General features: G+C 75.0%; 22 protein-coding genes and 8 tRNA genes. 17 read left to right on the top strand and 13 right to left on the bottom strand.

What is annotated here, in order from left to right; all coding sequences use genetic code 11:
* Nucleotides 1-206: 206 nt before the first annotated feature.
* Nucleotides 207-1100: a glycosyltransferase family 2 protein gene (locus FHU37_RS05280; protein ID WP_179813056.1), complete on the bottom strand. Its 894-nt coding sequence runs from the start codon at nucleotides 1098-1100 to the stop codon at nucleotides 207-209.
* A 203-nt stretch (nucleotides 1101-1303) separates the two neighbouring features.
* Between FHU37_RS05280 and FHU37_RS05275 the strand changes: the two genes are divergently transcribed.
* The 5 genes from FHU37_RS05275 (at nucleotide 1304) to FHU37_RS05255 (ending at nucleotide 7174) form a co-directional block, all read left to right on the top strand.
* A complete protein-coding gene (locus FHU37_RS05275) occupies nucleotides 1304-1585 on the top strand; it encodes a DUF6343 family protein (protein WP_179813055.1) in 282 nt (93 codons plus the stop codon).
* A 32-nt stretch (nucleotides 1586-1617) separates the two neighbouring features.
* Complete coding sequence (locus FHU37_RS05270; RefSeq protein ID WP_179813054.1) at nucleotides 1618-3465, top strand: thiamine pyrophosphate-requiring protein; 1848 nt, start codon at nucleotides 1618-1620, stop codon at nucleotides 3463-3465.
* Between the two features lie 44 nt (nucleotides 3466-3509).
* Nucleotides 3510-4631 carry an enolase C-terminal domain-like protein gene (locus FHU37_RS05265; protein WP_312892426.1) on the top strand — a complete coding sequence of 374 codons (1122 nt, stop codon included), beginning with the start codon at nucleotides 3510-3512 and terminating at the stop codon, nucleotides 4629-4631.
* Between the two features lie 130 nt (nucleotides 4632-4761).
* Nucleotides 4762-5403 carry a superoxide dismutase gene (locus FHU37_RS05260; protein WP_179813053.1) on the top strand — a complete coding sequence of 214 codons (642 nt, stop codon included), beginning with the start codon at nucleotides 4762-4764 and terminating at the stop codon, nucleotides 5401-5403.
* 499 nt (nucleotides 5404-5902) lie between these two features.
* On the top strand, nucleotides 5903-7174 hold the full coding sequence (locus tag FHU37_RS05255) for an FAD-binding protein (protein ID WP_179813052.1): 1272 nt from the start codon (nucleotides 5903-5905) through the stop codon (nucleotides 7172-7174).
* Nucleotides 7175-7272: 98 nt separating this feature from the next.
* Here FHU37_RS05255 and FHU37_RS05250 read toward each other — a convergent pair whose 3' ends face one another.
* Nucleotides 7273-9189, bottom strand: a complete 1917-nt coding sequence (locus tag FHU37_RS05250) for a PucR family transcriptional regulator (protein ID WP_179813051.1) — start codon at nucleotides 9187-9189, stop codon at nucleotides 7273-7275.
* Between the two features lie 177 nt (nucleotides 9190-9366).
* Between FHU37_RS05250 and pruA the strand changes: the two genes are divergently transcribed.
* Both pruA and FHU37_RS05240 read left to right on the top strand, forming a co-directional pair.
* Nucleotides 9367-10992: an L-glutamate gamma-semialdehyde dehydrogenase gene (gene pruA / locus FHU37_RS05245; protein WP_179813050.1), complete on the top strand. Its 1626-nt coding sequence runs from the start codon at nucleotides 9367-9369 to the stop codon at nucleotides 10990-10992.
* A gap of 167 nt (nucleotides 10993-11159) precedes the next feature.
* A complete protein-coding gene (locus tag FHU37_RS05240) occupies nucleotides 11160-12089 on the top strand; it encodes a proline dehydrogenase family protein (protein WP_179813049.1) in 930 nt (309 codons plus the stop codon).
* A gap of 124 nt (nucleotides 12090-12213) precedes the next feature.
* Here FHU37_RS05240 and FHU37_RS05235 read toward each other — a convergent pair whose 3' ends face one another.
* The 6 genes from FHU37_RS05235 to FHU37_RS27785 all read right to left on the bottom strand — a co-directional run bounded on the left by FHU37_RS05235 (nucleotide 12214) and on the right by FHU37_RS27785 (nucleotide 16101).
* Nucleotides 12214-12465, bottom strand: a complete 252-nt coding sequence (locus tag FHU37_RS05235) for a hypothetical protein (protein ID WP_218903946.1) — start codon at nucleotides 12463-12465, stop codon at nucleotides 12214-12216.
* A gap of 175 nt (nucleotides 12466-12640) precedes the next feature.
* Nucleotides 12641-14626: a threonine--tRNA ligase gene (gene thrS / locus FHU37_RS05230; protein WP_179813048.1), complete on the bottom strand. Its 1986-nt coding sequence runs from the start codon at nucleotides 14624-14626 to the stop codon at nucleotides 12641-12643.
* A gap of 355 nt (nucleotides 14627-14981) precedes the next feature.
* Nucleotides 14982-15053 (bottom strand) — tRNA-Val (locus tag FHU37_RS05225).
* Between the two features lie 126 nt (nucleotides 15054-15179).
* Nucleotides 15180-15251: transfer RNA gene (locus FHU37_RS05220), tRNA-Val, on the bottom strand.
* Between the two features lie 147 nt (nucleotides 15252-15398).
* Nucleotides 15399-15473: transfer RNA gene (locus tag FHU37_RS05215), tRNA-Val, on the bottom strand.
* 100 nt (nucleotides 15474-15573) lie between these two features.
* A complete protein-coding gene (locus FHU37_RS27785) occupies nucleotides 15574-16101 on the bottom strand; it encodes a TIGR02611 family protein (protein WP_376773896.1) in 528 nt (175 codons plus the stop codon).
* 284 nt (nucleotides 16102-16385) lie between these two features.
* On the opposite strand from FHU37_RS27785, the gene FHU37_RS05205 reads away from it, so the two are divergent.
* Entirely contained in the window at nucleotides 16386-16799 is a 414-nt protein-coding gene (locus FHU37_RS05205) for an SsgA family sporulation/cell division regulator (protein ID WP_179816028.1), read from the top strand.
* 567 nt (nucleotides 16800-17366) lie between these two features.
* Here FHU37_RS05205 and FHU37_RS05200 read toward each other — a convergent pair.
* Complete coding sequence (locus tag FHU37_RS05200) at nucleotides 17367-17891, bottom strand: hypothetical protein (protein ID WP_179813046.1); 525 nt, start codon at nucleotides 17889-17891, stop codon at nucleotides 17367-17369.
* A 229-nt stretch (nucleotides 17892-18120) separates the two neighbouring features.
* Between FHU37_RS05200 and FHU37_RS27780 the strand changes: the two genes are divergently transcribed.
* A complete protein-coding gene (locus tag FHU37_RS27780; protein WP_312892425.1) occupies nucleotides 18121-18660 on the top strand; it encodes a DsbA family protein in 540 nt (179 codons plus the stop codon).
* Between the two features lie 131 nt (nucleotides 18661-18791).
* Here FHU37_RS27780 and FHU37_RS05190 read toward each other — a convergent pair whose 3' ends face one another.
* The 3 genes from FHU37_RS05190 to FHU37_RS05180 all read right to left on the bottom strand — a co-directional run bounded on the left by FHU37_RS05190 (nucleotide 18792) and on the right by FHU37_RS05180 (nucleotide 22110).
* Entirely contained in the window at nucleotides 18792-19754 is a 963-nt protein-coding gene (locus tag FHU37_RS05190) for a GNAT family N-acetyltransferase (protein WP_179813044.1), read from the bottom strand.
* Between the two features lie 167 nt (nucleotides 19755-19921).
* Nucleotides 19922-20743 (bottom strand): aminotransferase class IV, encoded by an 822-nt coding sequence (locus tag FHU37_RS05185; protein WP_179813043.1) that lies wholly within the window; start codon nucleotides 20741-20743, stop codon nucleotides 19922-19924.
* Between the two features lie 203 nt (nucleotides 20744-20946).
* Nucleotides 20947-22110 (bottom strand): chorismate-binding protein, encoded by a 1164-nt coding sequence (locus tag FHU37_RS05180; RefSeq protein ID WP_179813042.1) that lies wholly within the window; start codon nucleotides 22108-22110, stop codon nucleotides 20947-20949.
* Between the two features lie 208 nt (nucleotides 22111-22318).
* Between FHU37_RS05180 and FHU37_RS05175 the strand changes: the two genes are divergently transcribed.
* The 5 genes from FHU37_RS05175 to FHU37_RS05155 all read left to right on the top strand — a co-directional run bounded on the left by FHU37_RS05175 (nucleotide 22319) and on the right by FHU37_RS05155 (nucleotide 22937).
* A tRNA-Gly gene (locus tag FHU37_RS05175) sits at nucleotides 22319-22391 on the top strand.
* 29 nt (nucleotides 22392-22420) lie between these two features.
* Nucleotides 22421-22494: transfer RNA gene (locus FHU37_RS05170), tRNA-Cys, on the top strand.
* A gap of 24 nt (nucleotides 22495-22518) precedes the next feature.
* Nucleotides 22519-22593: transfer RNA gene (locus tag FHU37_RS05165), tRNA-Val, on the top strand.
* A gap of 97 nt (nucleotides 22594-22690) precedes the next feature.
* Nucleotides 22691-22762, top strand: a tRNA-Val gene (locus FHU37_RS05160).
* 100 nt (nucleotides 22763-22862) lie between these two features.
* A tRNA-Val gene (locus FHU37_RS05155) sits at nucleotides 22863-22937 on the top strand.
* Between the two features lie 159 nt (nucleotides 22938-23096).
* On the opposite strand, the gene FHU37_RS05150 is transcribed toward FHU37_RS05155, so the two are convergent.
* On the bottom strand, nucleotides 23097-23846 hold the full coding sequence (locus FHU37_RS05150; protein ID WP_179813041.1) for a methylated-DNA--[protein]-cysteine S-methyltransferase: 750 nt from the start codon (nucleotides 23844-23846) through the stop codon (nucleotides 23097-23099).
* A gap of 614 nt (nucleotides 23847-24460) precedes the next feature.
* Between FHU37_RS05150 and FHU37_RS05145 the strand changes: the two genes are divergently transcribed.
* The 3 genes from FHU37_RS05145 to FHU37_RS05135 all read left to right on the top strand — a co-directional run bounded on the left by FHU37_RS05145 (nucleotide 24461) and on the right by FHU37_RS05135 (nucleotide 26283).
* Nucleotides 24461-25021 (top strand): TetR/AcrR family transcriptional regulator, encoded by a 561-nt coding sequence (locus FHU37_RS05145; RefSeq protein ID WP_179816027.1) that lies wholly within the window; start codon nucleotides 24461-24463, stop codon nucleotides 25019-25021.
* Nucleotides 25018-25152, top strand: a complete 135-nt coding sequence (locus FHU37_RS28875; RefSeq protein ID WP_281394596.1) for a VOC family protein — start codon at nucleotides 25018-25020, stop codon at nucleotides 25150-25152. The genes FHU37_RS05145 and FHU37_RS28875 overlap by 4 nt, the downstream gene beginning before the upstream one ends.
* 315 nt (nucleotides 25153-25467) lie before the next feature.
* Complete coding sequence (locus FHU37_RS05135) at nucleotides 25468-26283, top strand: hypothetical protein (protein ID WP_179813040.1); 816 nt, start codon at nucleotides 25468-25470, stop codon at nucleotides 26281-26283.
* Nucleotides 26284-26337: the final 54 nt, after the last annotated feature.

Here is a 26337-nt window from a genome sequence, read left to right as displayed (position 1 = left end):
ACGCGGTGGGGCACTGCCCGGTACGGGTGGTGGTTCGGGGTCCGGCTCTCGCCGGCCGGGTCACGACGGCGGCCCCGCCCGCCGCTGGTCCCGCCCGTGGCAGGCGGTCGGGGGGAGAGGACGGACGCCCGAAATGTGCTCTTTGTTCCGGATCAGCCTATCCAGGTCCCGGCGAACGCACACCTCACTGCCCCGCGCGGGGTCCCTCACTGCACATACCGCCGCGCCCGGGAGCGCTTCTGGGGTGCCTCCAGCAGCACCAGCCCCCGCTCGACCTCGGCCGGCACCGGTCGGCGTTCCCGCAGCACCCAGGGCAGGCCCGCGACGGCCTCGGCCAGTCCGCGCAGGGTCGCCGGGCGGGCCGGGACGTCGCCCAGCAGGCGACCCGTTCGGCGCAGCGCGGCCGGCACCGGACGGCGCAGCCAGGCCGTCCACAGGGTGTTCCGTATGCCCAGGCTGAGCCGCCGCGGGCGGTCCCGGCGGGGCGAGGGGCGGTGGTGGACGACGACGTCGTCCGCGTACAGCAGGTGGTGGCCGGCGGCCGCGAGGTCCAGGGAGAGCAGCTCCTCCTCGCCGCCCAGCCACAGCCGGGGGGAGAAGCCGCCGACCGCCCGGAAGGCCGACACCCGCAGCAGGGAGGCACCGGCCAGGATGCCGAGCAGGGCCGGCCCGGGGAGGCCGGGCGGCGCCGGGACCGGCGAGTGGCGCAGCTCCGGCACGATCGGGTCCTCCCGGCCGCCGGGCTCCACCAGGATGCGCCCGGTGACCGAGGCGGCCGACGGGCAGCCGTCCAGCAGGTCCGCGGCGCGGGCCAGCGCCCCCGGCTCCCACCAGGTGTCGTCGTCGCAGAAGGCCACGTAGCGGGTGGTGACGTGGCGGACGGCGTGGTTGCGGCCGACCGCCCCGAGGTTGCCCGGTGCGGGGAGCAGTTCGACGCCGGGGTGGTGGAGGCGGACGGCCTCGGCGGTGCCGTCCCCGGAGGCGTTGTCGACGACCAGGACGCGCGGCCGCTCCGGAAGGTCGGCCAGCCGGTCCAGGGTGTGCAGCAGCTCGTCCCGCCGGTCCCGGGTGATCACGACGACGGTGGTCCTGGGATCCATCGGCGGGCCCTCCCTTCGGTCCTCCCGGCCGACTACCCCGCACACCGCGCCTCACACGGAGCGTGGCGTGCATGCCCGGCGGCGTCGCGGGCAGCCGCGTCGGGGCGGGGCCGGCGCGCGGCGGCCCGGGAGCGCGCCGCGCGGACGGGAGGGTCCGGTGGCGGCGCGCCGGCGGATCGAGCCGAGGCGAGGAGGCGGCACGGATGCGCGGGGACGGAGGCGACACCTGGTTCCGGCGCGGGCCGTGGGGACGCGGCAGGAGCGGCACGGAGCCGGTCACGGCGCGCAGCGCGCTGCGGCTGCGGGCCGGGCTCGCCGCCGGCGGCCTGGTGGTCTGCGCCGCGGTCGCCGTGCTGCTGGCCGTGGCCGCGGGCGAGGTCGCCGGCATGGGGTGGCTGGTGGCGGCCCTGGTGGTGCTGGCGGTGGTCGCCGCCGTGGACCTGGTGGTGGTCGGCCGCCGGATCCGCCGGCACGGCCGGAACTGACGACGACGGACGACAGGTGGAGGAACCCAGGCATGACGACGAAGGTCTCCGACCACATCCTTGGGCGGCTGCGCGAGTGGGGCGTGGAGCACGTGTTCGCCTACCCCGGGGACGGCATCAACGGCCTGCTGGCGGCCTGGGCGCGGGCGGAGGACCGGCCGCGCTTCGTCCAGGCCCGCCACGAGGAGATGGCGGCGTTCCAGGCGGTGGGCTACGCGAAGTTCTCCGGCCGGCTGGGGGTGTGCGCGGCGACCTCCGGGCCCGGCGCGATCCACCTGCTCAACGGCCTGTACGACGCCAAGCTGGACCACGTTCCGGTGCTCGCCCTGGTCGGCCAGACCAACCGCAGCGCGATGGGCGGCTCCTACCAGCAGGAGGTCGACCTGCTGAGCCTGTACAAGGACGTGGCCTCGGACTTCTGCGAGATGGTCACCGTCCCGCAGCAGCTGCCGAACGTCGTCGACCGGGCGGTCCGCACCGCCCTGGCGCGGCGCGCGCCCACCGCCGTCATCGTCCCGGCCGACGTCCAGGAGCTGGACTACTCCCCGCCCTCGCACGCCTTCAAGATGGTGCCGTCCTCGCTGGGCATGTCCCACAGCGTCCCGGTCCCCCGCGAGGAGGACCTGCGGCGGGCCGCCGACGTGCTGAACGCCGGCGAGAAGGTGGCGGTCCTGGTCGGCCAGGGCGCCCGCGCGGCGCGCGCGGAGGTGGAGGCCGTCGCCGACCTGCTCGGCGCCGGCGTGGCCAAGGCGCTGCTGGGCAAGGACGTGCTCTCGGATGAGCTGCCGTACGTCACCGGCGCCATCGGCCTGCTCGGCACGCGCCCCTCCTACGAGCTGATGAAGGACTGCGACACGCTGCTGACCGTGGGCTCCAACTTCCCCTACACGCAGTTCCTACCGGAGTTCGGCCAGGCCCGCGCGGTGCAGATCGAACTCGACCCGCACATGATCGGGATGCGCTACCCGTACGAGGTGAACCTCGTCGGCGACGCCGCCGCCACCCTGCGGCGGCTGATCCCGCTGCTGACCGCGAGTCCGGCCCGGGCGAAGTGGCGCGAGGAGGTCGAGCGGAACGTGGCCCGCTGGTGGGAGGTGATGGAGCGCCGGGCGCTGACCGAGGCGGATCCGATCAACCCCGAGTACGTCGCGCACGTCCTCTCCGCCCGGCTGCCCGCCGACGCGCTGGTCAGCGCCGACTCCGGCTCGGCGGCGAACTGGTACGCCCGCCACCTGCGGGTGCGCGGCCGGATCCGGGGCACGCTGTCCGGGACGCTGGCGACGATGGGCCCGGGCGTGCCGTACGCCATCGGCGCCAAGTTCGCCTGCCCCGACCGGCCGGCGGTGGCCTTCGTCGGGGACGGCGCGATGCAGATGAACGGCATGGCGGAGCTGGTCACCGCCGCGAAGTACTGGCCGGAGTGGTCCGACCCGCGGCTGGTGGTGGGGATCCTGAACAACCGTGACCTCAACCAGGTCACCTGGGAGATGCGGTCGATGACCGGCTCCCCGCAGTTCCTGCCGTCGCAGTCGATCCCGGACGTGCCCTACGCGGACTTCGCCCGTTCGATCGGGCTGCGCGGCGTGCGGGTGGAGCGCCCCGAGGACGTGGAGGACGCCTGGAGGGAGGCGTTCGAGGCGGACCGGCCGTGTGTGCTGGACTTCCTGACCGATCCCGCGGTGCCGCCGATCCCGCCGCACGCGACCCTGGACGAGACCTGGAAGACGGCCTCCGCGATGCTGCGCGGGGACAGCGACCGGGCGGACGTGGTCCGGCAGGGCGTGCGGGCGAAGGTGCAGGAGTTCCTGCCCGGCCGGAAGGGCCGGGGGCGCCCCGGGCGGCACGGCGAGGGCGGTCGCGGCGGGGGCGGCGCCGGGTGAGCCGGGAGCGGAGGGCGCGCGGGGCGCCGGCCGCGCGGCCCGCCGTGGGACCGGAGCCGGAGGCCGTCGACGTCCCGGTGGAGCGCGTCGAGGCCCGCGCCTACGCCGTGCCCACCGAGGCCCCGGAGGCCGGGGGCGTGCCGGACCGGGCGGGCGGGGAGCTGGTGGTGGTGCTGGTCCGGGCCGACGACGCGGTCGGCACCGGCTGGTCCCACGCCCCCGCGGCCGCCCGGGCGGTCGTGGAGGACCTGCTCGCCGGCGAGGTCGTGGAGCGCGGCGTGCTGGACATCCCGGCGCTGCACCAGCGGATGCGGCACCGGCTGCGGGACGCCGGAGGGGTGGGCCTGGGCGCGCGGGCGCTGTCGGCGGTGGACGTCGCGCTGTGGGACCTGAAGGCGCAGCTGCTCGGCCTGCCGCTGGTCGGTCTGCTCGGCGCGGCACGGCCCGAGGTCCCGGTGTACGCCAGCGGCGGCCCGCCCGGCTGGTCGGACGACCGGCTGCGGGAGCTGGTGCGCGGCTGGACGGTGGAGCGCGGCGTGCCCCGGGTGAAGATCCGGATCGGCGAAGCGGACGGCACCCGGGAGCGCCGGGACCTGGAACGGGTGGAGGTGGCGCGGGTGGCCGCCGGCCGGGACGGCGAGCTCCTGGTGGACGCCCGGGGCGCCTACCGGAGGGGGCAGGCGGTGCGGATGGGCCGCCGGCTGGCGGACGCGGGGGTGACCTGGTTCGAGGAGCCGGTCGACCCGGACGACCTCGCCGGACTGCGCGCGGTGCGCGAGGCGACGACGCCGGACACCGCCGCCGGCGGGCACGGCTGGGACCTGCCCCACCTGGCGCGGCTCTGCGCGGGCGAGGCGGTCGACTGCCTCCCGGTCGACGCGACGCGCTGCGGCGGCCCCACCGTCTGGCTGCGCGCGGCGGCGGTGGCGCAGGCGCACGGGCTGGCGGTCTCCGGCCACGCGGCGCCCAACCTGCACGCCCACCTGGCGGCGGCCGTGCCCAACCTGGAGCACGTGGAGTGGTCGGATGGCCACGACCGGGTGGAGCGGACGCTGCTGCTGGGGACCCTCGATCCCTCCGGCGGCGCGGTGCGACCGGGCGCCGACGGCGCGCCCGGACACGGAATGGAGCTGCGCCCCGACGCCGACCGCTACCAGGTCGGCTGACTCCGTGCCGGCAACGGCCGGCACCGCCACCCGACCGACCCCACACCTTGATCAACGCCTGGCTCAGAAGCATATACTCCGCTGTTGCAAGCTCTATGCAATAAGGAGCACTTCGCGCGAAGGGGCAGGCATGGCCGTCTACACGCTTCCGGAACTGCCGTACGACTACTCGGCCCTCGAACCCGCGATCAGCGGGGAGATCATCGAGCTGCATCACGACAAGCACCACGCGACCTACGTCAAGGGCGCCAACGACACGCTGGAGCAGCTCGCCGAGGCCCGCGAGAAGGACAGCTGGGGCAGCATCAACCAGCTGGAGAAGAACCTCGCCTTCCACCTCTCCGGTCACATCCTGCACTCCATCTACTGGGGCAACATGAACCGCGAGGGCGGCGGCGAGCCCAGCGAGGCGGACGGCACCGGGGAGCTCGCCGAGGCCATCCGGGAGAACTTCGGCAGCTTCGCGCGGTTCAAGGCGCAGCTGTCCAAGGCGGCCGTCGGCACCCAGGGCTCCGGGTGGGGCGTGCTCAGCTACGACCCGCTGGGTGACCGGATGCTGGTCCACCAGGTCTACGACCACCAGGGCAACGTGGGACAGGCGGGCATCCCGCTGTTCGTCATCGACACCTGGGAGCACGCCTTCTACCTGCAGTACCGCAACGTCAAGGCGGACTTCGTGGAGGCCAGCTGGCGGATCGCCAACTGGCACGACGTGCAGGACCGCTACCGCCGGGCGAAGGCGGGCGCCTCCGGCCTGCTGGTCGTCCGCTAGCCGACCACCTCGGGCACCCCGACCGCCTCGCACCGCCGTCCGTCCGGGCCGCCCCGGCGGCCGTAGCGCGGGCGTCCCCGACCCCTGCGGGACGTGATCGTCTTCCCAACCGACCGTCCGGCAGGAACCCCCGGCCCCCGGAACGCCACCCGCCGCCCGGGGGCCGGGCCCCTCCACCCGCCGTCTCCTCCGCTCCTCATCCCCCTCCGCCCCGCATCCCCTCCCCGCATCCCCTCCCCCTCCTCCACCCCGCCGGAGTTGTCCACAACCCGCACGTGGGACTGCCGCCCCCACGCCCCCACATGCGATCCTGGAATCGGGGGTACCCAGGCGGGCCCCCTGGAGGCGCTGGCGCCCTCCCCCCGTATCCCCGCCGCCCCCGCCGTCCCCCCGCCCCTCCGCCGGGTTGGCCACGATCGGCCCGGTTGTCCCCGCCCGCCCCGCCGGTTCCCCCCGTCGACTACCGTGGCAGCGCAAACGCCAGGCCACAGGGGACCACATGAGCACAGCACCGACCAACTGGGCGGGCAACGTCACCTTCCGCGCACAGCGCTTCCACCGCCCCACCTCGCTGGACGAGCTGCGGCGCGTGGTCGCCGGCAGCGAGCGGGTGCGGGCCCTCGGCACCGGTCACTCCTTCAACCGGATCGCCGACACCTCCGGCGACCTGGTCTCGGTCGCCGACCTGCCCGCCGAGGTGCGGCTCGACACCGAGAACTCCACCGTCACGGTCGGCGGCGGCGTCCGCTACGGCGAGCTGGCCACCCGGCTGCACGCCGAGGGCTACGCCCTGCACAACCTCGGCTCCCTGCCGCACATCTCCGTCGCCGGCGCCTGCCAGACCGGCACCCACGGCTCCGGCGTCCGCAACGGCAGCCTGGCCAGCGCCGTCCGCGCGGTGGAGATGGTGACCGGCGACGGCGAGCTGGTCACCCTCAGCCGCAAGATGGACGGGGACGTCTTCGACGGAGCGGTGGTCGCCCTCGGCTCCCTCGGCATCGTCACCCGGATCACCCTGGAGGTGGAGCCCACCTACCAGGTGCGGCAGCACGTCTACGAGGACCTCCCGCGCGAGGCGCTCGACGCCCACTTCGCCGAGATCGCCTCCAGCGCCTACAGCGTGAGCCTGTTCACCGACTGGCGCTCCCCCGCCATCAACCAGGTGTGGCTGAAGCAGCGGGTGGACGCCCACGACGGCGACGCGCCGGCGCCCGAGCGCTGGCACGGCGCCACCCTGGCGCGGGCGCAGCGGCACCCGCTGCCCGGGATGCCCGCCGAGAACTGCACCGTGCAGCTCGGCCTGGCCGGCCCGTGGCACGAGCGGCTGCCCCACTTCCGGATGGAGTTCACCCCCAGCAACGGCGAGGAGCTGCAGTCGGAGTACCTGCTCCCGCTCGAGCACGCCGTCGAGGCCTTCGCCGCGATCGACCAGATCCGCGACCAGGTGGCCGCCGTGCTCCAGGTGTGCGAGATGCGCACCGTCGCCGGGGAGGAGCTGTGGCTCAGCCCCAGCTACCGCCGCGACAGCGTCGCCTTCCACTTCACCTGGGTCAAGGACCCGGCCGCGGTCGCGCCGGTGATCACGGCCCTGGAGGAGCGGCTGGCGCCGTTCGGGCCCCGTCCGCACTGGGGCAAGCTGTTCCACACGGCGCCCGAGGTGGTCCGGGAGGCGTACCCGCGCGCGGACGACTTCACCGCGCTCACCCGCCGCTACGACCCGGCCGGGGTGTTCCGCAACGAGCTGGTGGACACCTACTTCCCCCGGGACTGACCCGTCTCCCGCCGAGGGCCGGCCCGGTCCCCCGGGGGGCTGCCCGCAGTCCCCCGAGGGGCCGGCCCGCCCAGCCGCCCGCCCAGCCGGTCCGCCGGTCAGGCCGGCCCGTCCGCCAGGCCCGAGCGGGCCAGCCTGAGCTGGAGGTGGACCAGCAGCCGCTGGTCGGGGTCGTCCAGGTCGAGCCCGGCGGTCTCGGCGGCCCGCCGCACCCGGTAGCGCAGCGTGTTGGGGTGCACGTGCAGCGCCTCGGCGGCCGGGCGCACGTCCCCGTGGTGGTCCAGGTAGGCCGCCAGCGACTCCACCAGCACCCCCGAGCGTTCGGCGTCCCGGCGCAGCAGCGCGGCCGTCCCCGGGTCGCGCAACCCGGGCCGCTCGGCGAGCAGCCCGAGCAGCTCGCGCATCAGCACCCGGGTCCGGACGTCGTCCAGCACGGCCACCTCCGGCCCGGCCCCGCCTCCCGGGGCCGGGCCACCGGCCCCGCCGTCGGCGGCCAGCGCGTCGAGCACCCGGTCGGCCTCGGCCCGGGAGGCCCGGATGCCGTCCGGCTCGACGATCACCGCGCCCACGGCCGCGCGCACCACCGGGCCGTGTCGCCGGGCCTCGGCGACCACCTCCCTGGTCCAGCCGACCGCGGCCGCCTGACCGCCGTGCCGGGGCAGGTCGGGCAGCAGCACGTACAGCCGCACCCCGAGCACGGTGACCAGCGCGCGGCGCCGGTAGGCCGCGGCGTGCAGCGCGATGACCCGCAGCGTCTCGGCCCGCTCCCACTCGATCTCGGTGCGGCCGAGCATGGGTTCGGCCGCCCGGTCCGGGTCCCGCGCCGGCTGCGGTGCGCCGGGCAGGGTGAACGCGACCACGCACCCGGGGCCGCCCGGTGCCACGCCGATCCGGGCCAGCACCTCGGCGGCCGGCAGCCGGCCCTCCAGGACGCCGGCGAGCAGGTCCTCGTTCCAGCGGGCGGACAGCGCCAGCCCGCTGCGCCGGCGCACCAGGTGCAGGGCGACCACCCGGGCGGCGCCCAGCAGCACGCGGTCGCTGGTGGGCGACAGCGGCCGGGTCCCCTCCTGCACCCAGATGGTGCCGAGCTGCCGCCCGCCGGCGTGCACGCCGACGGCGAGCCGGGCCCGGATGCCGAGCTCCCGGTGGGCCTCGACCCGCACCACCTCCTCGCCCTCCCGGAGCCTGCGGTAGACGCCCCAGGCGCGCAGCATGGCGAGGTACCGCTCCGGGCCCTGGCGGCCCAGGATGGACAGCCGCCGCAGCTCGTCCACGGCGTCCGTCTCGCCGGCCGAGCGGGAGTAGGCGAGGACGTGGCTGGAGGTGTCCTCGATGCTGACCAGCCCGCCGGTGAGGCCGGCGACCGTCTGGGCGAGGGCGAACAGGTCGTCGGGCTCCGGGTGGCCGGCGGTGCCGGGTCCCACCAGGTCCCCGGTCAGGCCGTCCCGGGCGGGTTCCAGGTCGCTGTCGGCGAGCAGGGCGTCCAGCAGCACGGAGCGGGCCAGTTCCTCCAGCCGCTCCCAGCGGGCGGCGGGCGGCACGGCCAGCAGGGCCACCCCGGCCTCCTCGGCGGCGCGCCGCAGCGCCGCCCGCTCCCCCTCCTCCCAGCCGCCCCGCCCCGCGCCGCCGGGCGGCCGGCCGCCGCCCGGGGGCTTCACCGCGACGGCCGCGGCCCCGGCCCGGCCGGCGATCCGGACCAGGCGGGCGGCGGCCCGCCCCCGCGCGCCGACCACCAGCGCCAGGTCGCCGGGGCGGGGCTCCGGGTCGTCGTCCGGGTCCAGGATCACCACGTCGCGCACCGCGACGTCCAGCCCGCGCGGGGCGGTGACCACGGAGAGCAGCTGCTCGTCCAGCGTGGACAGCAGGCGGTGCAGGTCGACGACCGGACGCGCCTCGGCCCGTCCCCGCTCCTCCCCCGCGCCCCGCCGCTGGCCCGGCTCGACGGCTCCCGGGGCGGGCGGCCCGCCGGGGGCGCCGTGGCCGGACGGGGACTCCGGAGGCGGGAGCGGCTGCATACATCCCACTGTGCGATTCTTCGTCCGATCGGACAATCCCTGACCAGGAATGTAGCCATTCGGACCACCTTTGAGCGGGCAGGCTGGACCTAGTGTGAGCGCCACCACGCGGGCACGGGGCCGCGTCACGGCCCGACCACGCACGCGAACAGCCATGAGCAGCGAGGAGGACGGCCGATGGACGCCGTGACCCAGGTCCCCCCACCGGTCAACGAGCCGGTGCGCGGCTACGCCCCCGGCAGCCCGGAGCGCGCCCGGTTGCAGGCCGAGCTGGCCCGGCTGGCCGCGGAGCCGATCGAGCTGACGATGACCATCGCCGGCCGGCAGCGCATGGGCGGCGGTGAACGGATCGACGTCGTGCAGCCGCACAACCACGGCGCCAAGCTCGGCACCCTGGGCAACGCCACCCGCCAGGACGCCGCCGACGCCGTCGAGGCGGCCCTGGCCGCCGCCCCGGCCTGGCGCGCGCTCTCCTTCGACGACCGGGCGGCGATCTTCCTGAAGGCCGCCGACCTGCTCGCCGGCCCCTGGCGCGAGACGGTGGCCGCCGCCACCATGCTCGGCCAGTCCAAGACCGCGCAGCAGGCCGAGATCGACGCGCCCTGCGAGCTGATCGACTTCTGGCGCTTCAACGTGCACTACGCCCGGCAGATCCTCGCCGAGCAGCCGATCTCCTCCCCCGGGGTGTGGAACCGCACCGACCACCGGCCGCTGGAGGGGTTCGTCTACGCCATCACGCCGTTCAACTTCTCGGCGATCGCCGGCAACCTGCCGACCGCGCCCGCGCTGATGGGCAACGTCGTGGTCTGGAAGCCGTCGCCGACGCAGACCTTCGCCGCCTGGCACCTGATGCGGCTGCTGGAGGAGGCGGGGCTGCCGCCCGGTGTGATCAACATGGTCACCGGGGACGGCCGTGAGCTGTCCGAGGTGGCGCTGGTCCACCCGGACCTCGCCGGCGTGCACTTCACCGGCTCCACCGCCACCTTCCAGCACCTGTGGCGCACCGTCGGGGAGAACATCGCCCGCTACCGCGGCTATCCGCGGCTGGTCGGCGAGACCGGCGGCAAGGACTTCGTCGTCGCGCACCCCTCGGCCGACCCCGCGGTGCTGAGGACGGCGCTGGTGCGCGGCGCCTTCGAGTACCAGGGGCAGAAGTGCTCCGCGGCCTCCCGCGCCTACGTGCCCGAGTCGGTGTGGGCGCGGATCCGGGACGAACTTGTGGCCGAGACCGAGTCGCTGTCCATGGGCGACGTCACCGACCTGTCCCACTTCATGGGCGCGGTCATCGACGAACGCTCCTTCGCCAAGAACAAGGCGGCGATCGACCGGGCCTGGACGGATCCGAGCATCGAGGTGGTCGCGGGCGGCCGGTACGACGACTCGGTCGGCTATTTCATCCGCCCCACCATCCTCACCAGCACCGACCCCGACAACGAGGTGTTCAGCACCGAGTACTTCGGACCGATCCTGGCGGTGTACGTCTACCCCGACGACGCCTGGCGCCAGACGCTGGACCTGGTGGACCGCACCGCCGCGTACGCCCTCACCGGAGCCGTGATCGCCCAGGACCGCGCGGCGGTGGCCGAGGCGACCGAGGTGCTGCGGTACACCGCCGGCAACTTCTACGTCAACGACAAGCCCACCGGGGCGGTCGTCGGCCAGCAGCCGTTCGGCGGCAGCCGGGCCTCCGGCACCAACGACAAGGCCGGATCAGCGCAGAACCTGATGCGCTGGACCACCACGCGGTCGATCAAGGAGACCTTCGTCCCGCCGACCGACTACCGCTACCCGCACATGGGCTGACGCCCCCGCACCGCCCGCACCGGTCGGGTCGGTGGCCCGGTGCGGGCCACCGACCGGACGGGGCGCGCCGACCGGACCACCCCGTCCGGCCCTCCCCCGCCGGCGCCCCCGCCGTCCCTGCGTCCTGCCCCGTCCCGCCGTCCCGCCGTCCTCCCCCAGGAGGGACCATGTTGCGCTCCGCACTCCTGGCCGCCGCCCGCTCCACCTCGACACGGCGGCTGGTCGAGACCACCCCGCTCACCACGCCCGTCGTGGGCCGCTTCGTGGCGGGGAACAGCCTGGCGGAGGCCGTCCAGGCGACCCGTCAGATCGTCGACTCCGGGCGAGTGGTGACGCTGGACCACCTCGGCGAGGACACCCTGGACGCCGCCCAGGCCGCCGCCACCGTCGACGCCTACCTCCGGCTGCTCACCCGCCTGGAGGAGGCCGGTCTGACCGCCGGCGCCGAGGTGTCCGTCAAACTGAGCGCCGTGGGGCGGGCACTGCCCCGGGACGGCGAGCGGATCGCGCTGGACGGCGCCCGGCGCATCTGCGAGAAGGCCGCCGCCGTGGGAACCACGGTGACGCTCGACATGGAGGACCACACCACTACCGACGCCACGCTGTCGATCCTGCGCGACCTGCGGGCGGACTTCCCCTGGGTGGGCGCGGTGCTCCAGGCCTACCTGTTCCGCACGGAGCAGGACTGCCGGGACCTGTCCGGCCCGGGCTCCCGGGTGCGGCTGTGCAAGGGCGCCTACCGGGAACCGGCGTCCGTGGCGCACCAGGGCCGCCAGGAGGTCGACCGGGCGTACGTCCGTTGCCTGCGCGTCCTGATGGAGGGCGACGGCTACCCCATGGTGGCCTCGCACGACCCGCGGCTGATCGGGATCGCCCGCCACCTCGCGGAGCGGGCCGGCCGCGCGCCCGGCGACCACGAGTTCCAGATGCTCTACGGCGTCCGCCCCGAGGAGCAGCGGCGGCTCGCGGCGGAGGGCGAGACAGTGCGGGTCTACGTGCCCTACGGCGACGAGTGGTACGGCTACTTCATGCGCCGGCTGGCGGAGCGCCCGGCCAACCTGACGTTCTTCCTGCGCTCCCTGGTCAGCCGCGGCTGACCGACGCCCCCCGAGCCCGGCCCCTGCGCGACGGCCGCGCGCGCGGCGGGCCGGTCGCCTCCCGCCCGCCCCGGCCGGTGGGTCGCGGCCGGCCCGCGGGCGTCCGCCGCCCGAGGGCTCCGGGTCAGGAGGTGCCGCCGAACAGTGCCCGGCGGATCCGCTTCAGCGGCGCCAGCAGCACCAGCTTGGAGGCCCGGCGCGGCCCCGGACGGCCGTCCTCACGGCGCGTCAGCTGCTGTATCAGGGCGACCGATTCCGCGGTCGCCGGCTCCGCCTGCGGAGGGCCCGTGAGCACCGAGAGGTAGGCGTCCACACGCCGGCCCGTCGAGCCGCCGGTGGTCACGGCCGGCACCACCGGCCTCGTCCGTATCTCCATGCTTCCCATCCCCAACGCGTGCCCAGCGTGCATGTAGAGCCGAAGCCTATCCATACCCACGGGGTGGCGCACGCCACCCCTGTCCTTCCCCACGAGCGGACCCCCGCGCGCCCGCCGGCGGGCGCCGCGCCGGCCGCCGGCCCCGCCCGGAGGAGCGGGGCCGGCGGCGGAGCGATCAGACCTGCAGGCGCTGCTCCACGGCCGAGACGATCTCGGCGACGGCCTCGTCCACCGGCACGCCGTTCTTCTGCGAGCCGTCCCGGTAGCGGAAGGAGACGGCGCCCTTGGAGACGTCCTCGTCGCCCGCCAGCAGCATGTACGGAACCTTCTGCTTCTGGGCGTTGCGGATCTTCTTCTGCATGCGGTCGTCCGAGGCGTCGATCTCCACCCGGATGCCCTTGGCCCGCAGCCTGGCCTCCACCTCGCGCAGGTACGGCACGTGCTCGTCGGTGATCGGGATGCCGATCACCTGCACCGGCGCCAGCCAGGCCGGGAAGGCGCCGGCGTAGTGCTCGGTGAGCACCCCGAAGAACCGCTCGATCGAGCCGAACAGCGCCCGGTGGATCATCACCGGCCGCTGCCGCGAGCCGTCCGGGCCCTGGTACTCCAGGTCGAACCGCTCCGGCAGGTTGAAGTCGACCTGGATCGTGGACATCTGCCAGGACCGGCCGATCGCGTCCCGCGCCTGCACGGAGATCTTCGGGCCGTAGAAGGCGGCGCCGCCCGGGTCCAGCACCAGCTCCAGGTTCTGCTTCTGGGCGGCCTGCCGCAGCGTCTCGGTGGCCTCCGCCCAGACCTCGTCCGACCCTATGTACTTCTCCGGGTCCTTGGTGGACAGCTCCAGGTAGAAGTCCTCCAGGCCGTAGTCGCGCAGCAGGTTCAGCACGAAGGTCAGCAGCGAGTCGAGCTCGTCCGCCATCTGCTCCTTGGTGCAGTAGATGTGCGCGTCGTCCTGGGTCAGCCCGCGGACCCTGGTCAGGCCGTGCACCACGCCGGACTTCTCGTAGCGGTAGACGGTGCCGAACTCGAACAGCCGCAGCGGCAGCTCGCGGTACGACCGCCCGCGCGAGCGGAAGATCAGGTTGTGCATCGGGCAGTTCATGGGCTTGAGGTAGTACTTGTGCCCCTCGCCCTCGTCCAGCTCCATGGGCGGGTACATGCCGTCCGCGTACCAGTCCAGGTGCCCGGAGGTCTGGTACAGGCTCTCCTTGGTGATGTGCGGCGTGTTGACGAAGGAGTACCCCTCCTCCTCGTGCCGCCGGCGCGAGTAGTCCTCCAGCACCCTGCGGATGGTGCCGCCCTTGGGGTGGAAGACCGGCAGGCCGGAGCCGATCTCCTCCGGGAAGGAGAACAGGTCCAGCTCCGCGCCGAGCTTGCGGTGGTCGCGCTTCTCCGCCTCGGCGAGCCGCTCCAGGTACGCCTTCAGCTCGTCCCGGCTCGGCCAGGCGGTGCCGTAGACCCGCTGCAGCTGCGGGTTCTTCTCGCTGCCGCGCCAGTAGGCGGCGGCCGAGCGCATCAGCTTGAACGCCGGGATCAGCCGGGTGTTGGGCAGGTGCGGCCCCCGGCACAGGTCCTTCCAGCACAGCTCGCCGGTCTTGGCGTCCAGGTTGTCGTAGATGGTCAGCTCGCCGGCGCCGACCTCGGCGGAGGCCCCCTCGGCCGCCTCGGCCGCCGACCCCTTCAGGCCGATCAGCTCCAGCTTGTACGGCTCGTCGGCCAGCTCCTCGCGGGCGGCCTCGTCGCTCACCGCGCGGCGGGAGAACCGCTGCCCCCGCTTGACGATCTCCTGCATCTTCTTCTCGATGCGCTTGAGGTCGTCGGGGTGGAACGGCTGCGCCACGTCGAAGTCGTAGTAGAAGCCGTCCCTGATCGGCGGGCCGATGCCGAGCTTGGCCTCCGGGAAGATCTCCTGCACCGCCTGCGCCAGCACGTGCGCGGTGGAGTGCCGCAGGATGGCGAGGCCGTCCTCGGAGTCGATGGCGACCGGCTCCACCTCGTCGCCCTCGGCCAGGGTGTGGCTCAGGTCGCGCAGCTGGCCGTTCACCCGGGCGGCGACGACCGCCCGGTCGTCGCTGAAGAGGTCGGCGGCCGTCGTGCCCGTCGCGACCATCCGCTCGTCCCGCAACGATTCGCGACTGACGATCACACGGACGTTGGACACCGAAACTCTCCTGACGTGGTGGTTCCCACGAGGATCCGGCCAGGCCGGCCGGGCCGCGGACCGCCCGCCGCCGCGGAGCCGGCCACCGGCCGCGGACCGCGTGGCCTCCGGGACCGCGTGGCCTCGGGGAACGTGGGAATGCTTGCTATGTCGGGTCGATGCTACCGAGCCGGCCGGGCACGGTCGCGCGGGTTCCCCGCCGGCGGCGCGCCAGCGCCCCCCGAGCCGCCCCGCCGGCCGCCACCGCGACCGGCCCGTACCGGCCGGGAACGCCCCCTGCCGCCGGGAACGACAAGTGGGCCACGCGCCTGCCGCCTCCTCCTGGAAGCGGACGCGCGTGGCCCCTCGTGTCGCGTGGGCGATACTGGGATCGAACCAGTGACCTCTTCGGTGTGAACGAAGCGCTCTCCCGCTGAGCTAATCGCCCCTCGTACGGATGTTTCCCTCGGCGACCGACCGGCCGTACTCCGGGGGTCGCGCCGCACCCGACCGACTCGCGCCGGTCCCGCGGCGACCTCCGCGCGCACCGGCCCGGGGAGCCGGCGGAGCGGAGTGGGCGATACTGGGATCGAACCAGTGACCTCTTCGGTGTGAACGAAGCGCTCTCCCGCTGAGCTAATCGCCCTTCGCACGGTTGCCCTTGGCTGCCCACTGGCCCGCCGTGCTCCGGGTTCGCCCCGACCGGCTCGCGCCGACCGGGAACGATCACGCACCCTACCAGGCTCGCGACCCGGCACCGGAACCCGGTGCGGACCACCCTCGGACAGGGGCATGGTGGGCGATACTGGGATCGAACCAGTGACCTCTTCGGTGTGAACGAAGCGCTCTCCCGCTGAGCTAATCGCCCGGGCGCAAGAAGAACACTACCGCACCGAACGGACTGCTCGTACAACGCCGGTGCCCGGCCGCCGTGGTGACGACCGGGCACGGAGGGCGACCGTCGCTGGTCAGACGAACGGGATCCAGGGCGCCAGAGTGAGGCCGTACCGCCACAGGTAGGCGCCCACCGCCGCCGCGAGCAGCACCAGGGCCACCACCGCCAGGATGATGTTGCGCCGCCGCGCCTTCGGGTCCAGCGCCTTCTCCGCCGCCCTGGCGGCCTGCCGGCGCGCCCAGATCAGCGCGCGCTGCGCCCAGATGAACTCGGTGGCGAGCACCGCGAAGCCGGCGAAGATCGCGACCCAGCCCGGGCCGGGCAGCGCCAGCATCGCGATGCCCGCGGCGACCACCGCGATGCCCACCAGCAGCACGCCGAACTGCCACGTCATGTGCAGCGGCCGGGAGCGCTTGATGAACCCCGGTGCCCGGGACCCCAGCCGGCGCTCCTCGCCCCCCGCCGGCAGCCCGCCGTCCTGCGGGTCGTCCGGCCGCTTCGCCACCGACCCGGCCGGCGCCGCGGTCGGACCGGCCGGCGCCTGCGGGCCCGCCGACTCCGCCCGGGCGTCGCTCCGAGCGCCGGAGACCGTCTCGGACACCGCTGCCCCCTCCCCCGTCCGTCCCGCCTGCTCGGGTACGGACCGTTCGGGATCGGTCACCCTCACGATCCCTTCATCCGCCTGCTTGACTGCCATGGCCCCCACGGTACAAGTCGGCCTCGACACCCGCCTCCGACGGACGGACCATTCCGCATCCTCCGGACGGGGTATCTGTTCTCTCCTATTCTCGTGCCGGGGGTTTGAATCAGGCCCTCAGGTGGGATGTTTGCGTTCGCCGACGTGCGAATCCCCGAGCGCACACTGAGCGAAAGGCCATGGCGCTTATGAACACCACGGTCAGCTGCGAGCTGCACCTGCGCCTCGTCGTGTCGAGCGAATCCTCGCTGCCGGTTCCCGCGAGCCTTCGCTACAACACGGCCGACCCGTATGCGGTGCACGCAACGTTCCACACCGGCGCGGACGAGACCGTCGAATGGGTCTTCGCCCGCGACCTCCTCGCCGAGGGGCTGCACCGCCCCACCGGCACGGGCGACGTCCGGGTATGGCCGTCGCGTAGTCACGGTCAGGGCGTGGTGTGCATCGCCCTGAGCTCCCCGGAGGGCGAGGCGCTGCTCGAAGCCCCCGCCCGGGCCCTGGAGTCCTTCCTCAAGCGGACAGACGCGGCGGTGCCGCCCGGCACCGAGCACCGACACTTCGACCTGGACCGCGAGCTCTCGCACATCCTGGCGGAGAGCTGACGGCACCGGTCGGCTAACCGTCGGGCCGCTCCGACTCGGGGGTGCGGCCACCGCACGGCGGCACGGCGCGCGCGGCAGACGGCCCGGGTGCACTCGACCAGCCACACGGTCGGGCGGCACCCGGGCCGTTCGTCGTGCCCTCCCACGGGGCCGGTACCGGCCGCCCCCTGCCGGCCTCGGCGCCGGCTCCCGGAGCGCTGCCCCCGGCCCCCACGCCGGCCCACGGCCGACGGGCGACGGCGGCCCGGGCCGGTGGCGCCGGCGGTGGTGAGGGGCGCCCGCAGCGGCGCCGAACGCGCGCGGGGGGCGCCGGCGCGCACCCGGCGGCGTGTCGCGCCGCGCCCCACCCGGCCGACCGCTACCGTGCGGTACACGCGGGATTCGCTTCGTGTCCGCCGAAGGCCCTAGACTCACCGACGGAGCATCCCGGAAGGCCATTTTCCCGGGCCCCCGCTACGCTGCCCGCGAGCATTTTTCGACCGGGGAAATATCGTCCGCCGACCCGCCGGAACTCCTATCGTGCGTAGGAATTCGGCGGCCCTGGCCGCGCATTTTTCCGAGCGGCCGTCATATTCCCCGGCGACGGAGGATCTCCTCGATCTCCGCGAAATCCGACAGGTCGTCGTCGGCGGACTTGCCGCCACCCCGCCCGGCAGCCCCGGCCCCGGCCGCGCCGGTGCCGTCGGCCGGTGCGCCACGCCCCTGCCGCGCGGCGGGACCGAGCCCCGCACGCGCCGAGTCGGACGCGGCGGAGGGGACCGCCCGTCCCGCGCCGCCCGCCGGAGCCGCTCCGGCGCGCCGCCGGCTCCGCCGGGCGCCGAGCGAGCCCGCCACCCACAGCAGCACGGCGACCGCCAGGACACCGGCTCCCGTCCACACCGCCGGATCCACCACCAGCCCGGCCGCCCAGTCGCCCACCGCCGAACCGATCCGGCCGGCCAGCGTCAGCAGCCCGGTCAGGTACAGCCCCACCGGCAGCAGCGAGACGGCGGCGATCCGCGCCGCCCGCACCCATCTGCGCCGCACCGCGGTGAGGACGGCGATCGCCAGCCCGGCCGCGGTCAGCGCCACGCACACGGCTTCCGCAAGCATGCTCTGCCCCTTTCCGAGCGCCCCCGCACCCTGCCCCCATCCTCGCCCCGATCCGCCGCGGCGACACCCCGCCACCGCGACTTCGGGGGAGACCCAGGGAGCCACCCCCGGGAACCCCCGGGTTCCGTCGGGGTCGCCTCCGCCCTCCCGCCGCCGCCCGCCGCATCCCCGGGGGGACGGCGGGACGGCGGGGCGGGGGACGGCGGGGCGGACCTGCCAGACTGGCCACGTGACTGAAGCACCCACCGGCGGCACGGTCGCCGCCTCCCCCACCACCCCCCTCCCCCGCGTCGAGTTCTGGTGCGAGCTGCAGTGCCCGGACTGCCACCGCGCCCTGGCCGACCTGGACCGGCTGCACGAGCGCTACGGCGACGCGCTCACCGTGGAGCTGCGGCACTTCCCGCTGAAGAAGCACCGCCACGCGTTCGCCGCCGCCCAGGCCGCCGAGGAGGCCATCGCCCAGGGACAGGGCTGGCCGTTCGTGCGGGCCGTGCTGGAGCGCGTCCCGGAGCTGGCGGAGCGCGGGGAGGCGCTGCTGCTGGAGGTGGCCGGGGAACTCGGGATGGACGTCGACGAGCTGGACACCGCCCTGGTCGACGGCCGGCACATCCTGACCGTGGACAGCGACCAGGCCGAGGGCAAGGCCATCGGCGTCACCGGCACGCCGACCTACGTGGTCGCCGGGCAGCGCCTGGACGGCGGCACGAGCCAGGACGGGCTCTACGAGCGCCTCGTGGAGCTGATCGACGGCACGCGGACGGACGGCTGACCCACGCCGCGCCCGCCCACCCGCCGCACCGCCCCCGTCGCCCCCGCGGTCGCCCCACGCCCCCGCGCGCCGCGACCGGGACGCCGGGGGCGGCGGCGCGGCGGGGACCGGTCAGGCGCGGCGGGGACCGGTCAGGGCAGCAGCCGCTTGGTGAGATGGCGGGCGAGGACCCGGTAGCCGAGCGACCGGTACAGCGACCGGGCCGGGACGTTGTCGGTGACCACCCGCAGGCCGAGCCGGTCGCGACCGGCCTCCCGGGCCGCCCGTTCCGCGCCCAGCATCAGCGCGCGACCGTGGCCGCTGCCACGCGCCGCCTCGGCCACCCACACCTCCCAGACCCAGCCGCCCCGCCTCATCTCCGCCACCGCCGCCAGGTGCGGGGGCGGGAGGAGCCCCAGCCCGAGCGTGCCCAGCCACCCGGGCGCCCCGTCCCCGGGCGCCCCGTCCCCAGGCTCACCCTCCCCGGGCGCCCCGTCCCCGTGCAGCACGGCGAGGTAGGTGTCCGCGGTGCGCGGACCGTCCGGGAGAAGACGCCGGTGGTCCTCCTCGGCCTTGCGGCGGGCGCGCTCCTCGGACATCCCGAGCCCGACGAGCGCGCGGGCGTACGAGTCGACGGCGCCGGGCCACCAGGCGTCGAACTCCGCCTCCGTCATGGGACGCAGCCCCGGGACGGGAGCCGGAACGGGCCCGGTGAGCGCCTTGGCCATGTTCCAGTCGGCCTCCTGGTAGCCCAGGGCGACGGCCATCCGCAACGCGGGCTCGGCCGGGTCCCCGCCGGGCTCCCCCCGGAGCAGCTCGGCGGCCGGACGCGGCTCGGCGGGCCCGGGCAGCCGGACCTCGACGGTGGCGCAGCCCCACTCGCGCAGGACCTCCTCGGCGGCCAGCACGGCGATGGTGCCGCGGCCACGCCGCCGCGCGGGCGGCTCGATCTCCAGGCCCTCCAGGGCGCCCACCCATTCCCCGTGCGGCCGCCGGGCGAGGACCGTCAGCGCGCCCACCGGCCGCCCGTTGTCGCAGACCTGGAAGGTGCGTCGCCGGGAGCCGTCGGGTTCGGGGTCGCCGGTTCCCTGGGCGGGACGGAGCGTGGTCGTCATGGGGCGGACTGCCTTCCGTCGGGTGCGCGGACGCCGGGGGCGGGGCGTGCCGGAAGTCTGTCGCACCCCACCCCCCGCCGTCCCACGGTTTTCCCGTCCGTGATGCTTCGGCGACCGGCACCAGACCGCCGCCCCAGCCGGGCGGCCGGCCCGGCCACCCGGCCCGGTCAGGGATCGATGTCCGCGGCCTCGCGGGCGGCGAAGACCCGCATCGCCTCGGCGGTCACCGGCCCCGGGGCGCCGGGCAGCTCCCGGTCGTCCACCCGGCTGACCGCCTGCACGTCGCGCAGGGTCGAGGTGAGCAGCACCTCGTCGGCGGTGCGCAGCACGTCGAACGGCAGGTCGGCCTCCTCCGCGCCGCACCACTCCATGACCAGGGCGCGGGTGACGCCGGCGAGGCAGCCGGAGGACAGCGGCGGGGTGAGCAGCCGGCCGCCGACCACGACGAAGACGTTCGAGCCGGTGCCCTCGCAGAGCCGGCCGGCGGTGTTGGCCAGGAGCGCCTCGGTGGCGCCGGCCCGGCGGGCGTGGGCGAGGGCCACCACGTTCTCCGCGTAGGAGGTGGTCTTCAGGCCGGCCAGGGAGCCGTGCTCGTTGCGCCGCCACGGAACGGTGGCGACGGCCGTGGTGTCGGGCCGGCGGGCGGCCGTGCCCAGGGCGACGACCAGGGTCGGGCCGGCCTCGCCGCGTTCGGAGCCCAGCGGGGAGGTGCCGCCGGTGTAGGTGATGCGCAGCCGGCCGAGCGGCATGGGGTTGGCGGCCAGCACCTCGGCGCAGGCCTTGCGGACCTGGTCGAGGTCGGGCGCGGGGAGGCCGAGCCCGGCGGCGGAGCGGGCCAGCCGGCCGAGGTGGCGGGTGAGGGCGAAGGCCTGGCCGTCGGTGGCCTTGACCGTCTCGAAGACGCCGTCCCCCACGGTGAGGCCGTGGTCGAGGACGGGGACGACGGCGTCGGAGGCGTCCACCAGCGCTCCGTTGACCCAGATCTTCATGCGGCCTCTCCCGTTCTCCCGTGCGGTGCGCGGCGCCGGCCTCGCCGGTGCCGCGGGTGTGTCGCCGTGCTGCTGCGCGGTCCGCGGCGGCTCCCGCCGCGGCCGCACGGACCATCGTCCCCCACCGGGCGTGGGCGCGGGGCGGCTCACCCGGTGCGACCGGGCGTGTCGCCGCCCGTTCCCCCCGGCCCCCGCGCGCCGCCCTAGGGGGTGCCCTCCGTGGCGCCGGGGAGGGTCTCGGCCGCGCCCCCGGAGGAGGCGAGGGCCATCAGCCGGGCCGCCTTCAGCCGGGTCTCCTGCCACTCGCGCTCGGGATCGGAGCCCCAGGTGATGCCCGCGCCGGTGCCGAAGCGCACCACGGAACGCCCGTCGGCGCGGCCGGCGGCCGGGCCGTGCTCCACCCAGAAGGTACGGATGCCGACGGCCAGCTCGGCCTCGCCCCGGTCGGCGTCCACCCAGCCCACGGCGCCGCAGTAGGGGCCGCGGGGGACCGGCTCCAGCTCTTCGATGGTGCGCAGCGCGCTGCTCTTCGGGGCCCCGGTCACCGAGCCGGGTGGGAACGAGGCCGCGAAGAGTTCGGGCCAGCCGGCGTCCGGCCGCAGCTCGCCCCGGACGGTGGACACGAGGTGCACCAGGCCGGGGTGCGGCTCGACGGCGCACAGCCGCGGCACGGTGACCGAGCCGATCCGGCAGACCCGCCCGAGGTCGTTGCGCACCAGGTCGACGATCATCACGTTCTCCGCGCGGTCCTTCTCCAGCAGGTCGGCGGCGGTGCGGCCGGTGCCCTTGATCGGACCGGACTCCACGACGGCGCCGGAGCGGCGCAGGTACAGCTCGGGGGAGGCGGAGGCGACGTGCAGGCCGTGTTCGGGGAGCCGGACGGCCGCGGCGTAGGGGGCGGGGTTGCCGGCGGCCAGCCGGCGCTGGAGGGCGAGGACGTCGGCGCGGGCCGGGTCGGGCAGCGGCGCGGTGAGCACGCGGCACAGGTTGACCTGGTAGAAGTCGCCGGCGGCGATCCGTTCCCGGGCGCGGCGGACGGCCTCGACGTACTGGGCCTGGCTCATCGAGGAGGTCCAGTCGGCCGGGTCCGGCGCCCGCCACTCCCCCGGGCTGCCCGGGTGGTCGTCCGGTCCCGCGTCGGCGTCGGGATCCGCGACCGCGTCCGCCACGTCGCGGACGTCCGTGAAGCGGGCGCAGGTGGCCTTGCCCTCGAAGTCGACGACGACCGCCCAGAAGCCGCCGCGGTCGAGCGCCGCGAGGTCGTCGGTCACCTCGGCGAGGCCGGTGGCCGTGCGCCGGCCGAAGCGGGCGGCGGCGGGGAGGGAGCGGGCGGGGCGGCCGGGACGCGGGCCGGGGGGCGAGGTCATGGTGAGGAGATCCGGGGTCGAGGGTCGATCTGGACGGGGTGGGGGCGCGTCCGGAGCAGGACGGGGGCGCGCGGTCCTTCGATGATGCGCCTACGCGTTCGACGCGTCCGCTCCGGATACGGAATTTGAGCTGGCACGGGAATCCGCTAGAGTTCATCTCGTCGCCGGGAGCGACGGGCCACGAAGGCCAGGAGCTCCGGGAAGGCACGCGGACGTGGCTCAGTTGGTAGAGCATCACCTTGCCAAGGTGAGGGTCGCGGGTTCGAGTCCCGTCGTCCGCTCGGATGGGCCCTCGTAAGAGGGCTCGCTCGGTGGAGTGGCCGAGAGGCGAGGCAACGGCCTGCAAAGCCGTCTACACGGGTTCAAATCCCGTCTCCACCTCCATGAGGACCGTCGCCGGTTCTCGGAGGGCGATTAGCTCAGTGGGAGAGCGCTACCTTGACACGGTAGAGGTCACTGGTTCAATCCCAGTATCGCCCACCACTCTCCGTGTGCGTTAGCACACGGAGGCGTGGCTTGACGGAATCCTGTCGACCAGCCTCACCCATGGTGGGTGGTGGCGCGGGAACGATGTCATCCAGGGCGATTAGCTCAGTGGGAGAGCGCTACCTTGACACGGTAGAGGCCACTGGTTCAATCCCAGTATCGCCCACGGTAACCGGCACGCCGGTTGCTCGCGGACTTGTCCCGCCCCCGGGCCTGGCCTACGGGGTCGCCGCACCAGCACCACCGCTGATCCGTTCGGATCGTCGGGGCGATTAGCTCAGTGGGAGAGCGCTACCTTGACACGGTAGAGGTCACTGGTTCAATCCCAGTATCGCCCACCATGATCACCACAAGGGCCCGCCGGCTTCGCGCCGGCGGGCCCTTGTGCTGCCCGGCGACCGTCGCGCCGTCCCCAGGGGCCCCCGGCGGGACGGGCTCGCCGGAGGGCGCTCGCCGCCGGCGTGCGTGTTCGAGCGGCGCGGCGGTGCGGCTGCCGCGCTTCAGATGCCGAGGTCGAGCCGGAGTTCACGGTCGGCGGACTCCAGATCGAGCAGGCGACGCTTGGCCGCGAGGCCGCCGGCGTAGCCGGTCAGCCGGCCGTCGGAACCCACGACCCGGTGGCACGGGACGATGATCATCACCGGGTTGAGGGCCATGACCCGGCCGACCGCGCGCGCCGCGCCGGGCGGCAGCGCCAGTTTCCGCGCCAGCAGGCCGTAGGTGGTGGTCTCCCCGTAGGGCACGGCGGCCAGTTCGGCGAGCACGGCGCGGTCGAAGGGGGCGGCGAGGCGCAGATCCACCGGGACCGTGAAGGCGCGGAGGGAGCCGGCGAAGTAGCCGTCCAGCTCGCGCGCCGCGAGCTCCAGCCAGCCTCCGGCGTGGGCCCGTGACTCGGGGGACGGGACGGCACCGGTCGCGGCGGGGGTGCGGTCGGCGGCGCTGCCGGTGGCCCCGACGAGATCGCAGGACAGCAGGCCGTGCTCGGTGGCGCCGAGCAGGAAGTCACCCAGCGGGGTGGTGTGGCGCGCGGTGGCCAGCGCGGGCGGCCGACCCTCGGCACGCGCAGCGCCGCCGGGCACGCCGGTGCTCGGGGTGCCGGTGCCCGGGGTGCCGGTGTCGGCCGGGCTGGCGGGGCCGGCGGTGACCGGGCCGGGGCCGACCGAACCGGCAGTGGTGGCTGGGGCGCCGGGCGCCGCCGGAGCCGCCGCACCGGAAAGATCGGCAACCCGGAACGCCGGGGTGATGGTCATCGACTCCGCCCTTCGAACCTCGCGCACCGCGCACCTCGGACGGGGAACCCTCGGACCGGCTCCCCGGATGGGAAGTCTTCCGATCGGCTTCCCCGGATGGGGAACCTTCGGATCACCCCCGGCAGGGAGCCGCCCGAGCGACCCTCCGGATGGAGGGCTTTCTGATCGGAACACCGGACGGGGCCTCTCGCCATCCCCGCGCCAAAACGTTTCTCCCCCATCCCCCCGTGGGGGGCTTCGAGACCCCTTCTTCAGGATCCCATGGCGGGGTGACACGCCGCAGCCCCCGCTTCGCGGCCTGTGGATAACTTGCGGCCCTCCTCGGACTCCTCTCCCGACTCGGCCTCCCACCCCTCTCCCGACTCGGCCTCCCACTCCTCCCCCGACTCGGCCTCTCCGCTCCCGCCCCGCCTCGCCTCCGCTCCCGCCCCGACTCACCCTCTGCGCAGGGGCCGCTTCCCGGGCCGGGAGCCCGCCGGGATCCTCACCTCCCCCGCACCGCCCCCCACCCTCACCATTGACGGAGTGAGTACTCACTCCGTAGATTGGGTGCCGTGCCAGAAGGAGCGACCCGGCGGCGGGCGCCGGGAATGGGCGCCGAGCAGCGCAGGGCGATGATCGTCGCGGCGGCGCTGCCGCTGGTCGCCGAGTACGGCTCGGCCGTCACCACGAGCCAGATCGCCCGGGCCGCCGGCATCGGCGAGGCCACCATCTTCCGTGTCTTCCCGGACAAGGAGGCGGTGCTCGACGCCTGCGTCGCCGAGGCGGTCAACCCCGACCACGTGCTGCGCGAGCTGGCCTCGATCCCCCCGGAGGAGCCGCTGGCCGCCCGGCTGGTCCAGGCCGCCGACGCCATGCGCGCCCACCTGGAGCGCATGGGCGCCGTGGTCGGCACCCTGCACGCCTCCGGTCACCGCCGCGACCAGCCGGGCTCCGGCCGCCCGGCGCCGGACAGTCGGGACGCGTCCACGGAGGCGATCCACGGCGCCGTCACCGAACTCGTCGAGCCCGATCGCGCGGCGCTGCGGCTGGCTCCGGAGAAGGTCGCCGCGATCTTCCTCGGGATGCTCTTCGCCCAGCTCCGCCCCGCCTGCGACGGTGTGCGCCTGCCGCCGGAGGAGCTCGTCGACGTCCTGCTGCACGGCGCCCTCGACGAACCCGGGAGCACCCGATGACCGTCACGCTGAACCACACCATCGTCCCCGCGCTGGACCACCGCCGGGCGGCGCGCTTCTTCGCCTCGATCACGGGTCTGGAGGAGCTGCCGCCGGCCGGGCGCTCGGGACACTTGGCCCCCGTGCGGTGAACGCGACGCTGACCCTGGACTTCATGGCCATGGAGAACCCGGAGGGGCACCACCTCGCCTTCGACGTGGACCCGGCCACCTTCGACGGCATCCTGGCCCGCCTCCGGGCCGCCGGCGTGCCCCTACGGCAGCGACCCCTCCCATCCGGACGACGGGCGGACCGACCACCCCCTGTGCCCCCGGGGCGTGTTCTTCCTGGACGACGCGGGCAACCTCTACGAGGTGATGTCCCCGGAGTGAGGCGGCGCCCGCCGCAGGGGACCGACGGCTCTCCGGCGCGATCACCAGGGCAGACATTCCGCTACGGTCAGCCGCATGGACCGCCTGACCGAGATCGCCTTCCTCCTGCCCGAGAGCCCGGAATCACACGCATTCCTCAGCGAGCTGAGTGCGCTGCTCGCCGAGGTGGCCTACGCCGACCACACCCGGTCCGCGGGCACGGCCGGCGGACCGGGGGACCGACTCACCCTCACCCCGCCGCGGCCCGTCGGCGCCCGTCCGGTGACGGCGTTCCAGTTGGCCGACGTGCCCGCGCCGGTGATCGCCCTCGACACGGGCCGTTCCATCGCCGTGCACGGCGGTGGTGACGGGGGCGGGCAGCCGGCCCCGGCGGGCGGGGTGGAGATGGCCGACCTGACTCGCCGTCTGGCCGGGCACGTCCGGGGGATCGATCACACGGGCGTGAACGTGCCCGCCCGCACCACCTCGCCCGAGCAGTGGCACGACCTCGTGGGCGCGCTCGCCTCGGCGTCCACCATGTACCGCTATCCCACCGGCGAGGACTGGCCGTTCGTCCTTCCCTCGACGTCGGACGAGCTCCTCGGCGGCATCCGCGACTTCGTCGCCGGCCGCGAGCCCCGGTTCGAGCTGGTCCACGACGAGTGGCTGACGGGCACGCAGTGGCAGTTCGCGCTCTGGACCGACCTGACCCGCGCGGAACTGGAGGCGCTGTTCCCCGAGCCGGAAGGGGGCACCCTGCCCGGCCTGGAGGAGATCTTCCGCGTCGTACCGGTCCGGCATCCGTGGCCGGGACTGGGCATCCGATTCGACCTGTGCTACCGGATCGATGACGGTCCGTCCGACTGGGAGACCGGCGAATGGCTGGTCACGGAAGGCGGCCGGATTCGCTGACGGCCCCCTGGGGCGGCCGGTGCCGACCGTGCCCGGGGGCGCGGTCGCCCGCGT

It is taken from the genome of Allostreptomyces psammosilenae, from assembly GCF_013407765.1.
Lineage (GTDB): Bacteria > Actinomycetota > Actinomycetes > Streptomycetales > Streptomycetaceae > Allostreptomyces > Allostreptomyces psammosilenae.
This window is presented reverse-complemented; position numbering and strand designations above follow the sequence as displayed.

What these genes read in the sequence shown, in the direction of transcription:
- FHU37_RS28875 (WP_281394596.1), top strand. Translation starts at nt 25,018, where the DNA reads ATGACCGTCACGCTGAACCACACCATCGTCCCCGCGCTGGACCACCGC.
- FHU37_RS05270 (WP_179813054.1), top strand. Translation starts at nt 1,618, where the DNA reads ATGACGACGAAGGTCTCCGACCACATCCTTGGGCGGCTGCGCGAGTGG.
- FHU37_RS05200 (WP_179813046.1), bottom strand. Translation starts at nt 17,891, where the DNA reads ATGCTTGCGGAAGCCGTGTGCGTGGCGCTGACCGCGGCCGGGCTGGCG.
- FHU37_RS05240 (WP_179813049.1), top strand. Translation starts at nt 11,160, where the DNA reads ATGTTGCGCTCCGCACTCCTGGCCGCCGCCCGCTCCACCTCGACACGG.
- FHU37_RS05180 (WP_179813042.1), bottom strand. Translation starts at nt 22,110, where the DNA reads ATGACCTCGCCCCCCGGCCCGCGTCCCGGCCGCCCCGCCCGCTCCCTC.
- FHU37_RS05190 (WP_179813044.1), bottom strand. Translation starts at nt 19,754, where the DNA reads ATGACGACCACGCTCCGTCCCGCCCAGGGAACCGGCGACCCCGAACCC.
- FHU37_RS05145 (WP_179816027.1), top strand. Translation starts at nt 24,461, where the DNA reads ATGATCGTCGCGGCGGCGCTGCCGCTGGTCGCCGAGTACGGCTCGGCC.
- pruA (WP_179813050.1), top strand. Translation starts at nt 9,367, where the DNA reads ATGGACGCCGTGACCCAGGTCCCCCCACCGGTCAACGAGCCGGTGCGC.
- FHU37_RS05150 (WP_179813041.1), bottom strand. Translation starts at nt 23,846, where the DNA reads ATGACCATCACCCCGGCGTTCCGGGTTGCCGATCTTTCCGGTGCGGCG.
- FHU37_RS05235 (WP_218903946.1), bottom strand. Translation starts at nt 12,465, where the DNA reads ATGGAGATACGGACGAGGCCGGTGGTGCCGGCCGTGACCACCGGCGGC.
- FHU37_RS05250 (WP_179813051.1), bottom strand. Translation starts at nt 9,189, where the DNA reads ATGCAGCCGCTCCCGCCTCCGGAGTCCCCGTCCGGCCACGGCGCCCCC.
- FHU37_RS05280 (WP_179813056.1), bottom strand. Translation starts at nt 1,100, where the DNA reads ATGGATCCCAGGACCACCGTCGTCGTGATCACCCGGGACCGGCGGGAC.
- FHU37_RS05205 (WP_179816028.1), top strand. Translation starts at nt 16,386, where the DNA reads ATGAACACCACGGTCAGCTGCGAGCTGCACCTGCGCCTCGTCGTGTCG.
- FHU37_RS05275 (WP_179813055.1), top strand. Translation starts at nt 1,304, where the DNA reads ATGCGCGGGGACGGAGGCGACACCTGGTTCCGGCGCGGGCCGTGGGGA.
- FHU37_RS05255 (WP_179813052.1), top strand. Translation starts at nt 5,903, where the DNA reads ATGAGCACAGCACCGACCAACTGGGCGGGCAACGTCACCTTCCGCGCA.
- FHU37_RS05260 (WP_179813053.1), top strand. Translation starts at nt 4,762, where the DNA reads ATGGCCGTCTACACGCTTCCGGAACTGCCGTACGACTACTCGGCCCTC.
- FHU37_RS05185 (WP_179813043.1), bottom strand. Translation starts at nt 20,743, where the DNA reads ATGAAGATCTGGGTCAACGGAGCGCTGGTGGACGCCTCCGACGCCGTC.
- FHU37_RS05135 (WP_179813040.1), top strand. Translation starts at nt 25,468, where the DNA reads ATGGACCGCCTGACCGAGATCGCCTTCCTCCTGCCCGAGAGCCCGGAA.